This window comes from Amycolatopsis coloradensis, from assembly GCF_037997115.1.
Lineage (GTDB): Bacteria > Actinomycetota > Actinomycetes > Mycobacteriales > Pseudonocardiaceae > Amycolatopsis > Amycolatopsis coloradensis_A.
Genome location: NZ_CP150484.1, coordinates 6,677,754 through 6,688,730 on the forward strand (window position 1 = coordinate 6,677,754; position 10,977 = coordinate 6,688,730).

Below are 10,977 nucleotides of genomic sequence, written 5' to 3' on the forward strand. Positions count from 1 at the left end.
CGCGTCAAGACGGAGGTGCTCCACACCTGCGCGCCTCGCCGCGCGCGTACCAGTTGGAGGACCGATGAAATCCTTACGACGCTGGGCAACACTGGCCACCACCGTCGGCGCCGCTCTCGCCACGGCCGCCGGCCTCGCCCCCGTCGCCTCGGCGGCCCCGGATCCGGTGCTCGCCTCGCCCTATCTGTACCAGTGGTCGGGACAGACGGACCCGATCGCCGCCATGAACGCCACCGGCGTCAAGGCCTTCACCCTCGCGTTCATCCTCTCCGACGGCGGATGCAATCCGAAATGGGACGGCAGCCGTTCCCTCACCGGCTCCGACGTCACGATGATCAACAACATCCGGGCCAACGGCGGTGACGTCATCCCGTCGTTCGGTGGCTGGTCGGGCACGAAGCTCGGCCCGAAGTGCGGCACTCCCGCGGCACTCGCCGGTGCGTATCAGAAGGTCATCGACGCCTACAAACTCAAGGCGATCGACCTCGACGTCGAGAACACCGACGAGTTCGAGAACTACACCGTCCAGGATCGGATCCTGAACGCCGTCAAGATCACGAAGCAGAAGAACCCCGGCCTGCGCGTGGTCATCACCATCCCGACCGAGGTCGGCGGCCCCAACGCGCACGGCAAGCGGCTGATCAACCAGTCGAAAGTGCTCGGCGCGGGGGTCGACGCGTGGTCGGTCATGCCGTTCGACTTCTCCAGCGGCGGTGACATGGCCGGCAAGACACGCAGTGCCGTGGACGGGCTGAAGAATGTCGTGAAGTCCACTTTCGGCCTGAGTGACGACGCGGCCTACCGGCGCAGCGGGCTTTCGTCGATGAACGGGAAGACCGATGTGGCGGGCGAGACCGTCAGCGTCGCCGACTTCCGCGCGATCCGCGACTACGCGGCGAGCAAACACCTCGCCCGGCTGTCGTTCTGGGCCGTGAATCGCGACTGCGACAACTGCGCGGGAATCTCGCAGGGCAAGTACGACTACACCAAGATCGTGGCGGGTTACACCGGCTGACTTCCGTTCCCCACCGGTGTCAGTCCGTGAAGGCCTCCTTCCCTACCTTGAGAGTCCGGGTCCCGGCGAAGTCGCACAAACGCTGGCCGGTGCCGTTCTTGGTGATTCGAGGTGGACCTCCCGAACGGGGCCGATGACAGAGCCCTGAACGGACGATGTCCACAAAGGACACCAGAAGACAGATAAATGTCCGTTTGATGCCTATCTGTGCGATTTTGGCCGGGGTCGTGAGTGATAAAGACGGTTCTAACCCTCCTCATCACTCACGACCCCTTCGCAAAACGCCCGAATCAGGCACAGTCACCCCGAAAGCGCCCCTGCGGACAGTCGAGAAGTGTCAGGCCACCGTGACGGGCCCTCCGCCACCCACTTGGGCAGCGTGAACACGACTTTGCCTGGACCCTGACCCTGAAAGCAGGGAAGGAGGCCTCCACTACGCGTGGCGTAACGCCAGTACGCGTCGCGAAGGCCCTACCCCTCAAGAGAACTCGGAACCGGAGCGAGTCAGCGACCGCAGTCCGGCGCCGTGTTCAGCGGCCGTCCGCGCGACCACACGAGGTCGACCGGATGCACCGAACCGTCCGGATCGATCGACAGGATCGGCAACGCCTTGTCGAGCTGGTTCCCCGTCGCCTGGTCGAACGCGATGAAGCCGGTCGCGCCGGGCACCGGGGAGTTGCAGTCGATGCTGCGCAACACGTTCGCCACCGAGACCGGATCCGCCGACACGTTCTGCACGGCCGCTTCGACGGCCGCGGCGACCGCGTCGTGTTCGATCATCGCGGCGCCGTCCCACAATTCCCCCTTGGGAAAACCGTGGGTACCGGTGAATTCCGCGACGAAGTTGTCGTAGTTCTTCTTGTACGTGGGATGCGCCGGATCGACGGTGAACATATCCCACTGGTCGGGATAAGCGAGCGCCGTGTAGCGGAGCCGGACACTGATGTCCTTGTTCAGCTCCAAGGGTTTCCCGGCTAGCGTGCTCGCGTCGTCCCCGGTCATCACGGTCACCGTGTCGAGGCCCTCGCAGGCGCCGTCGCCCGCCAGCGCCGCCACGAGGGCGCCGAGATCGAGCCCGCGGCCGGCGAAGTAGATCAAATCGGGTTTCGCACCGCAGATGTCGTTGTGCCATCTGCTGAACAGCCCCCGCAGGTACGCCTCGCGCGAAGTGTCGGCGAGCGGTTTGACGTCATAGGTCTTGGTGAACACGACCGGGACCTTCGACGAGTTCTGGAACGCCTCGGCGAGCGTGGTCGCGTAGGTGTCCTCCTTGCTGACTCCCTGGATCATCATCACGCGCCGGAATCCGTGCGCGGCGATGTATCCGGCCGCGGCGCGGGCCTCGTCGGTGTTGGTCGGGCCCACGCGGAAGAAGTTGTCGATCCGCGCGCCCTTCGGGTCGGTGTTCATGTTGTCCGCGGTGACGGTCGCGCCGATCGTGGCGATACCGTGCCTGGACAGTTCGGCCACCAGCGCCCGGCTGTTCTCCGAGCTGGTACCGACGTCGGTGACCGCCACGATGCGCTGGGCGGCGGCCGCGGCGACGATCTCCTCGGCGACGACGCGCCAGTGATCGGCGTTGCTCCCGTAATTGGCCAGCAGGAGCTTGATCCCCGGCGGCCCGTTCTTCGGCCACGCCGCGGTGATCGCACCCTGGACCTCCCGCCGCACGAACGGGAACGGCTGGCTGTCGACCTTCGGATCGGGCGCGAGGTTCTCCAGCACCACGATGGTCTTGAAGTTGTCCCCCGCCATCTCGTTGCGGCTCTTGATGAACTTCTCCAGCGGGTCGAGCGGATCGTCGTCCCGCATCGGGCCGGAGTCGAGGTTCAGCCCGACGCAGACGTAAGACGACCCGACCGACTCCTCGTCCGCGTCCACCGCCCGCAGCCCGGAACCGCAGGACTCCCACGGTCTGAACCCCGCCAGCAACGCCCCTGCCAGCACGACCACGGCCAGGATCAGCAGCAGCCGATGGCGGCGCGCCCAGCCGCGTGGCCGGACCGGCGGTCCCGTCACCGCACGTTCACGGGCCTCGGACATGCGTGTTCTCAACGAATCGAGCCAGGACATCACAGAGTTCCGTTCCGGGTCAGGGGAATTCGCCGCGGCGGGCGGCTTCCTTCGCCGACACGAGCGCGCCGACGTCGGGCTGATGCGAGGTGGTGGCCAGCGCGGCGAAGGCGTTCGCGATCACCTGGTGCTGGTCCTGCCCGCGCACGGCGAACGGGTTGGCGGTCAGCCAGCCCGCCGCGATGAGCCGGGCGACGTTGTTCCGGATCTCGGACCGGTCGTTCGGGCACCGCGCGTTGTCCAGATTGACGAGTTCTTCGTACAGCTCCGCGTGATCCCGCTCGGGCGGCAGATCGTCCGGCGCGTTCAGGACCAGCTCGAGTTTCGCGATCCACTCCGCGTGCGGGATCCGGTTGAACTCGCGTTCGAAGAAGGTGACCACCTCGCCGATGTCGCCCAGCGCGAGGTTGCAGTAGGCCAGGCGCACCGGATCCTGCGCGGTGTCCGGATCGTCGCGCAGGGCCTTGAACTGGTCGGTGTAGGTCGGCCCGTCGCCGTCACCGCGCCGGGCCAGCGCGGACACCAGGTTCGCGGCGATCCAGGGATGCAGGGCCGCCTGGTCGTCCGTGGAACCCGGCGAGTTCCGCGCCCTCACCCACAACGAGGTGCGCAGTTCGGTCAGGATCCGCCCGACGTGCGGCTGGTCGATCCGGCTCTGCGCGGCGTCCGGGATCAGCCAGGGCGCGGTCGCGAACGGGGCCGCGGTCACGAAGTCGTCGACGTGGACGTCGTCGAGGTGCTCGGTCAAAGCGAGCTCGGTCAGCCTGCGGTAGCAGGGATCCTGTTCGTCACGAGGATCGGTGGTGAGCAGATCGCGGTCGCCTTCGCGCGCGTCGCTCGCCCGCAACCGCCCCGCGAGCTGTTCGACCGCCGACGGCAGTCCGCCGGTCGCCCGGTGCGCGAGCGTGACCTTGGGCGTGCGCGCGCCGGAATCGAGGATACGCGCGATCCGCCCGATCGACTGGGGCGAGATCCGGACCGGGTAGTAGGGCGAGTCGAGCGCCCCGTTGGCCGGGTTCGCCCAGTCGTCGTACGAGGCCTCCTCGCAGTCCGCGATCGTCCGGACGGCGGGCGGGGCGCCGGACGCGGGTTTCCACGGCGCCAACCAGGCGGTTCCCCAGTCGTCGTGCCACCGCCCGCTGGTGGCGATCACCAGCAGCGCGTCGTGGGCTTCGCGGTCGTTCGGATGCTGGACGGCGTAGCGCTCTCGCGCGGCGATGAGGTCGGCGAGGAACTCGGTGCCGCCGGCGTGGTCGACGTCGTCCAGCACCACCACCCAGTTGTGCCAGTGCCTGCGCTGCGGCGAGATGTCGCAGGTGCAGGGGCTCTTCTCCTCCGGCTTGGCCATCCGCGGATGGTTCTCCCGGACGTCGCCGAGGAACGCCGCCATCAGCCACTCGTTGACCGCCTTGGCGTCGCGGGCGCTGCCGTGCGCGAGCCGGTTGAGTTCGAGCAGCGCGTCGAACGGCGATCTCCCCTCGGCGTTGGGGAAGTCCGCGAGCGACCGCAGCGCTTTGCCGAGCCGCGGCCGGATGTTCCGGACCAGATGCGGGAACGTCTGGCGGAACAAGTCCGCATACGGGGGCTCGACGAGGCCGGTCGCCTTCGCCGTCTCGGTCAGCGTGTCGAGCGCTCTGTCCAGCGCCGGTGTCCAGATGATTCCGTGAAAACTGTTGAGCAGCGATTTCAGTTGCACGAGGTCTTCGTCGCGATTTCGGCCGGAAAGCTCCGCCTGAACTGCGATCAACGCGATCGTGAACCGAACGAACTGCGGTTTCGGCCGATTTCGCCATTTACTCGACAATCCATAGGCCAGTTTCGTGAGCACGTCGATGGTGCCCGCCCTGCCGCCCTGCCCGAAATCGAATCCGGCGTGCACGACACCCCAGCCCAGGTCACGGCGGATCGCTTCCAGTGCTGTGGTCTTCCCCGAACCGACCGGCCCGAGGAGCAGCGTCACCGGCTGCGGGCGGGACGGATTCCCCGTCTCGCGGTTGAGCAGCATTCTCCGGGCGAGCTGCACCGCGGGAGAATGTCGGTCCACACTCATTTTTCCTGTTCAGCCCCTAGTCATGCTCCGGGAGGAATGGAGAGTGCGAACCATCGTAGGTACCCGGCCGGAGCCGGGACACCGGAAAAGGGGCACCGGACACGAACGGACGAAATCAGGGATGAATCGTAATTCTTGTTCGACAGCGCGCGACGCCGTCGATCACCCGATCGGCGCTATCTACCCCATTGCGGCCAGCGGCCGCCGCCGGGGTATCCGCCGTGATTCCAGTCGTAATACCACTCGCGGTGACCGGCACGCGGATCCGGCCGTTCCTCGGGCCGCGGCGTGGGCGTCGGGGACGGCGTCTCCGAGCCGTGCATCGACGCGGTCATCGGCGGCGGAGGGGCGACACTGCCACCCGACGGCCCCGACGGGACAGGTGAGGACACCGCGTCGTCCGGGACCTCGACGGCCTGCGGGGCGATGGTCAGCGACGGCGGCGAGAGCGGCATCCCGGGGACGACCTCGGCCTGGTCGCTCGGGGTGAGCAGCGCGGCCAGCAGCCCGCCGACGACGAGACCGCCCGCCGAAAGCGCCGAGATCCGCCGGATCCTCCCGCTCCCGGGAGCGGCGTCCGGAGCCCGGTGCTTCGGCCCGCGCGGCTCCCGGCGACGAGGTGCAGCGCCGGCTTTCCGCATCAACTCGCTGAGGGCGTCCCCGCCGGAATCGTGGCGAGCCGTGCGTGCCATCGGCACCTCCCTACCCGGTCCGCCGCTCGACGGCGACGGCCTCATCCCGGGGTGGATCCTAGGAACGCGGGAGGTGGTTGTAAACGGTCGTCGTCCACTGCGGACAGACGATGCGGTGAAAGGTCAGGCTGCCGCGGTGACCGCGATGGCGGCTTCGCCCGCCTCGGTCAGCTCGGCGGGCACCCGGCCGGTGACCGCGGCGGGGCCGGTGGACTCGCCGGGGCGGATGTACCCGCCGCGGGCGAGCGCGTGCGCGGTCATCTGATCGCAACAGGCGAACCCGTCGATGAAGAGATCCGGCTCGCAGCTGCACGACATCTGGGCACGGCGCGCCGCGACCGCTCGCAGCATCGCCATCGCGCGATGGGACAGTTCGACCTCTGAACCGGACACCGGACTGGACCTCTCTCGATCAGCCACCTGAATCAGCAGCACTCACACCGTGTTATCGGCCGCTGCTCCATCAGTGTTAACAAGATCTCAGACGTTGTCGGTGACTTCTCGGTTCCGTGAGATCTTCGCCGACGCCAGTGGTGGCTCCAGTACCCGTGCCCACTGGGCGACGATCTGCTTGCGCCGCTTCGTGTCGTCGGTCAGCAGGTTCGCCAGCCCCAGGCCGCGGGCAAGATCGAGAGTGGCCTGGACCAGCTCGCGAACGCCCTGGTGGGACTCGTCGACGCCGAGCAGCTCGACGGTCACCCGGTGCGCTTCCCGCCCGACCCGCGCCTCCAGCGGCACCAGGGTCGCGCGCAGGGACTCGTCGGTCGACGCCGCGACCCAGAGGTGGAGCGCGGCGCGGAACAGCGGCCCGCTGTAGAGGTTGAGCACCATGTCGACGGCCCGCTCGATCCGCGACCGCCCCGACGGCAGTTCCGCGGCGCGGGCGCGCAGTTCCACGATCTGGATCTCGCCGACATGCTCGACCGCGGCCGCGACCAGGTCCTCCCTGGTCGGGAAGTGGTGCTGGGCGGCGCCGCGCGAGACACCGGCGCGTTCGGCGATCAGCGCGACGGTGGTCCCGTGCCAGCCCAGCTCCCCGATCGTCTCGACGGCGGCCTCGACCAGCCGCCGCCGGGTCGTCCGGCTGCGCTCTTGCTGTGGTTCGCGGATCATGGCCCTGATTCTGGGGTACGGCTTTCGACCCAGAAATCGAGCTGCAGGTCTTCCTCGCGTCCGCCGACGCGGTACTTCGAGAAGTCCGTGACCCCTGCGGCGGCCAGCACCTCGTCGTCGAGGTAGAAGTTCCCCGTCGCCTCGGTGCTCGGCTTGGTCAGGATCGCGTGCGCCGCGTCCGCCATGATCTCCGGCGTCCGCGACTTCGCCGCCAGTTCCGCGCCGACGACGTTGCGGATCGCCGCGGTGTCGATCGTCGTCCGCGGCCACAGCGAGTTCGCCGCGATCCCGTACCGCCGCAGTTCCGCGGCGAGCCCGACCGTCACCAGGCTCATCGAGTACTTCGCGATGCTGTACGCGAGGTGCCCGGCGCGGAACCACTTCTCGTCGAGGCTGATCGGTGGGGACAGCGTCAGGATGTGCGCGTTCTCCGCCTGCTTCAGGTGCGGGATGGCGAGTTTCGACAGCAGGAAAGACCCGCGCGCATTGATGTCCTGCATCAGGTCGTAGCGCTTCATGCTGACCGACTCGGTCGGGGTCAGGTCGATCGCGCTGGCGTTGTTCAGCACGATGTCGATCCCGCCGAACTGCTCAGCCGTCCGCGCGATCGCGGCCTCGACCGACGTGTCGTCGCGGACGTCGCCGACGATCGGCAGTGCCTGCCCGCCGGCGTCCTCGATCGCCTTGGCGGCGGTGTAGAGCGTGCCCGGCAGCTTCGGATGCGGCTCGGCGGTCTTCGCGAGCAGGGCGATGTTCGCTCCGTCGCGGGCGGCGCGCACCGCGATGGCCTCGCCGATCCCGCGGCTGCCGCCGGAGATGATGATCGTCTTGCCGTGGAGAGTGGGCATGGAGCTCGCCTTCCGTAGTGGGCTCGTGAGTGGTTAGGACGGTTAGAACCGTCCTAACCACTCACGAGTCAGTAGGACCGGGGCAGGCCCAGGCTGTGCTGGCCGACGAAGTTGAGCACCATCTCGCGGCTCACCGGCGCGATCCGGCCCAGCCGGACGGCCGTGACCAGCGTGCCCAGCCCGTATTCGCTGGCGAGACCGTTGCCGCCGTGGGTCTGCACGGCCTGGTCGACCGCGCGGATGGCGACCTCGGCGGCGGCGTACTTCGCCATGTTCGCCGACTCGCCCGCGCCGAAGTCGTCACCGGAGTCGTAGAGCGACGCGGCCTTCTGCGTCATGAGCTTCGCCAGTTCCAGCTCGATCTTGATCTCGGCCAGCGGATGCGCGAGCCCCTGGTGGGTGCCGATCGGCGCGCCCCACACCTTGCGCTCGTTGGCGTAGGCGACGGCCTTGCCCAGCGCGTACCTCGCGATGCCGAGCGAGAACGACGCGCCCATGATGCGTTCGGGGTTGAGCCCGGCGAAGAGCTGCGCGATCGCCGCGTCCTCCTCGCCGACCAGCGCGTCGGCCGGCAGGTGGACGTCGTCGAGGAACAGGCCGAACTGCTTCTCCGGCGAGACGATGTCCATCTCGATCTGTTTGTACTCGAAACCGGGTGTGTCGGTCGGGACGGTGAACAGCGCGGGCTTGAGCTTGCCGGTCTTCGCGTCTTCGGTGCGGCCGACGACCAGGACGGCGTCCGCCTCGTCGACACCGGAGATGTAGACCTTCCGTCCACTGAGGACCCAGCCGTCGCCGTCGCGTTTCGCGGTGGTGGTGATCTTGTGCGAGTTCGACCCGGCGTCCGGTTCGGTGATCGCGAAGACCATCCGCCCGCTGCCGTCGGCGATGCCGGGCAGCCAGCGCTTCTTCTGTTCCTCGGTGCCGAACCGCGAGATCACCGTGCCGCAGATCGCCGGCGAGACGACCATGAGCAGCAGCGGGCAGCCCGCCGCGGCGAGTTCTTCGAGCACCGCGGCGAGATCCGCGATCCCCGCTCCCCCGCCGCCGTACTCCTCGGGCAGGTTCACGCCGAGGTAGCCGAGCCGTCCGGCCTCGGCCCACAGCTCGTCGGTCTTGAGCCCGGCACGGGCCTGTTTCGCGTAGTACTCGTGCCCGTACTTCTTGCCGAGTTCGGCGACCGCGGCCCGCAGCGCGACGCGCTCCTCGGGCTCGGTGAAGTTCATCGCGTTCATTCGTCGTCTCCTACCACCGCGAGGATCGTGCCCACTTCGACCTGTTGTCCGACCACCACCGGGAGTTCCGTCACGACGCCGTCGGCCGGCGCCGCGATCCGGTGTTCCATCTTCATCGCTTCGAGCCACAGCAACGGATCGCCGGTCTTGACGGTGTCGCCCGCCTCGACCGCGAGCCGGACCACCGTGCCCGGCATCGGCGCCACCAGCGATCCGGCGGCGAGCGCCGCGTCGGGATCCGTGTACCTCGGCACCACACCCAGTTCGACGGCGCCTTCCGGCGAATCGACGTACACCGTGTCGCCGTACCGGGCGACGGCGAACTTCCGCCGCACCCCGGAGACCTCCAGGACCACGTCGCCGCTCTCGGCGGAAACCAGTTCGACACCTTCGAAACCGTCGGCGCGCAGACCGTCCCGGCCGAGGCTGTAGCCGACTTCGATCTCGACGTCGCCGTGACGGAAACGTTTGCGCTGTCCCTGGGACCGGACGTTGCGCCAGCCGCTCGGCAGCCGACTCTGGACCCGGGCCTCCGAGCGGTTCGTGGCAGCACCGGCCAAAGCCGCGGCCAGCGCGGAAATCCGTACGGTGTCCACAGTGGCCAGTGGACGGGCCAGGGCTTCGAGTCCGTGCCGGTCGAAGAACGCCGTGTCGGTCTCGCCGGCGAGGAAGGCCTCGTGGCGCAGGACGTTCACCAGCAGATCGCGGTTGGTCACCACGCCGTGGATCTGGGCCCCGGCCAAGGCGCCGGCCAGTGCCCGCGCCGCGCTCCGGCGATCCGGGGCGTAGGCGATGACCTTGGCGAGCATCGGGTCGTAGTGCACGCCGACGGTCTGGCCGCTGACGAAACCGGAGTCCAGCCGGACACCCGGACCGACTTCGAACTCCCGCTGCGCGGCGGGCAGCTCGAAGCGGTGCAAGGTGCCGCTCTGTGGCTGCCAGCCCGCGGCCGGGTCCTCGGCGTAGAGCCGGACCTCGATCGCGTGGCCCCTGGTCTCCGGCTCCTCGATCGGGAGATGCTCGCCCTCGGCGATCCGCAGTTGCAGTGAGACGAGGTCGAGTCCGGTCGTGGCCTCGGTGACCGGATGCTCCACCTGGAGCCGGGTGTTCATCTCCAGGAAGTAGAAGCGCCCGTCCGGTCCGGCGAGGAACTCGACCGTCCCGGCGCCGACGTAATCGATCGCCTGCGCGGCTTTGCGCGCGGCGTCGAACAACGCCTCCCGCATGGCTTCGTCGACGAACGGCGACGGCGCCTCTTCGACGACCTTCTGGTGACGGCGCTGGATCGAGCACTCCCGCTCCCCCACCGCCCACACCGTGCCGTGGGTGTCGGCGAGCACCTGGACCTCGATGTGACGGCCGGTTTCCAGGTACCGCTCGCAGAACACGGTCGGGTCGCCGAACGCCGACGCGGCCTCCGCGCTCGCGCCTTCGACGGCCTCGGCGAGTTCGCCGAGCGTGCGCACGACACGCATACCGCGTCCGCCACCCCCGGCAGAAGCCTTGACCAGCAACGGAAGGTCGGCTTCGGTGACCTCGGCCGGGTCCAATTCGGACAGGATCGGGACCCCGGCCTCGGCCATCATCCGCTTGGACTCGACCTTGGAGCCCATGCTCTCGATGGCCTCCGGCGGCGGGCCGACCCAGGTGAGCCCGGCGTCGATCACGGCGCGGGCGAAGGCGGCGTTCTCGGACAGGAACCCGTAGCCGGGGTGGATCGCGTCGGCACCGGTCTCCACGGCTGCCTTGATCAGCAGCTCGGCCCGCAGGTACGTGTCGGCGGGCGCGTTGCCCGGAAGACGGACGGCGATATCCGCCTCGGCCGTGTGCGGCGCGTCGGCGTCCGCGTCAGAGAACACCGCGACCGTGCCGATCCCGGCGTCGCGGCAGGTGCGGAACACGCGGCGGGCGATCTCACCGCGGTTGGCGACCAGAAGTTTCTCGATCATGC

9 protein-coding genes are annotated in these 10,977 nt (G+C 68.6%); 1 reads left to right on the forward strand and 8 read right to left on the reverse strand.

All coding sequences use genetic code 11. The annotated features are described in order from the left end of the window. Positions 1-64 precede the first annotated feature (64 nt). Positions 65-1,015 (forward strand): chitinase, encoded by a 951-nt coding sequence (locus LCL61_RS30980; protein ID WP_340683048.1) that lies wholly within the window; start codon positions 65-67, stop codon positions 1,013-1,015. Positions 1,016-1,519: 504 nt separating this feature from the next. Here the strand turns inward: LCL61_RS30980 and LCL61_RS30985 are convergent. The 8 genes from LCL61_RS30985 to LCL61_RS31020 form a co-directional block, all read right to left on the reverse strand. Further along, positions 1,520-3,058 (reverse strand): amino acid ABC transporter substrate-binding protein, encoded by a 1,539-nt coding sequence (locus LCL61_RS30985; RefSeq protein ID WP_340683049.1) that lies wholly within the window; start codon positions 3,056-3,058, stop codon positions 1,520-1,522. Positions 3,059-3,107: 49 nt separating this feature from the next. Then, positions 3,108-5,132 (reverse strand): hypothetical protein, encoded by a 2,025-nt coding sequence (locus tag LCL61_RS30990; protein ID WP_340683050.1) that lies wholly within the window; start codon positions 5,130-5,132, stop codon positions 3,108-3,110. Between the two features lie 182 nt (positions 5,133-5,314). Continuing rightward, positions 5,315-5,830 carry a hypothetical protein gene (locus tag LCL61_RS30995; RefSeq protein WP_340683051.1) on the reverse strand — a complete coding sequence of 172 codons (516 nt, stop codon included), beginning with the start codon at positions 5,828-5,830 and terminating at the stop codon, positions 5,315-5,317. A 123-nt stretch (positions 5,831-5,953) separates the two neighbouring features. Beyond that, positions 5,954-6,223 carry a hypothetical protein gene (locus LCL61_RS31000; RefSeq protein WP_126731876.1) on the reverse strand — a complete coding sequence of 90 codons (270 nt, stop codon included), beginning with the start codon at positions 6,221-6,223 and terminating at the stop codon, positions 5,954-5,956. Positions 6,224-6,310: 87 nt separating this feature from the next. After that, positions 6,311-6,943: a TetR/AcrR family transcriptional regulator gene (locus tag LCL61_RS31005; RefSeq protein WP_340683052.1), complete on the reverse strand. Its 633-nt coding sequence runs from the start codon at positions 6,941-6,943 to the stop codon at positions 6,311-6,313. Further along, positions 6,940-7,791: an NAD(P)-dependent oxidoreductase gene (locus LCL61_RS31010; RefSeq protein WP_340683053.1), complete on the reverse strand. Its 852-nt coding sequence runs from the start codon at positions 7,789-7,791 to the stop codon at positions 6,940-6,942. The genes LCL61_RS31005 and LCL61_RS31010 overlap by 4 nt, the downstream gene beginning before the upstream one ends. Before the next feature lie 68 nt (positions 7,792-7,859). Beyond that, the gene (locus LCL61_RS31015; protein ID WP_340683054.1) at positions 7,860-9,026 is read right to left on the reverse strand and encodes an acyl-CoA dehydrogenase; all 1,167 of its coding nucleotides are present in this window, start codon (positions 9,024-9,026) and stop codon (positions 7,860-7,862) included. Beyond that, the gene (locus LCL61_RS31020; protein WP_340683055.1) at positions 9,023-10,975 is read right to left on the reverse strand and encodes a biotin carboxylase N-terminal domain-containing protein; all 1,953 of its coding nucleotides are present in this window, start codon (positions 10,973-10,975) and stop codon (positions 9,023-9,025) included. Before LCL61_RS31020 ends, LCL61_RS31015 begins: the two co-directional genes overlap by 4 nt. Positions 10,976-10,977 lie beyond the last annotated feature (2 nt).

Coding starts and splice junctions, on each gene's coding strand:
- LCL61_RS30980 (WP_340683048.1), top strand. CDS start 65: ATGAAATCCTTACGACGCTGGGCAACACTGGCCACCACCGTCGGCGCC.
- LCL61_RS30985 (WP_340683049.1), bottom strand. CDS start 3,058: ATGTCCGAGGCCCGTGAACGTGCGGTGACGGGACCGCCGGTCCGGCCA.
- LCL61_RS30995 (WP_340683051.1), bottom strand. CDS start 5,830: ATGGCACGCACGGCTCGCCACGATTCCGGCGGGGACGCCCTCAGCGAG.
- LCL61_RS31005 (WP_340683052.1), bottom strand. CDS start 6,943: ATGATCCGCGAACCACAGCAAGAGCGCAGCCGGACGACCCGGCGGCGG.
- LCL61_RS31010 (WP_340683053.1), bottom strand. CDS start 7,791: ATGCCCACTCTCCACGGCAAGACGATCATCATCTCCGGCGGCAGCCGC.
- LCL61_RS31015 (WP_340683054.1), bottom strand. CDS start 9,026: ATGAACGCGATGAACTTCACCGAGCCCGAGGAGCGCGTCGCGCTGCGG.
- LCL61_RS31020 (WP_340683055.1), bottom strand. CDS start 10,975: ATGATCGAGAAACTTCTGGTCGCCAACCGCGGTGAGATCGCCCGCCGC.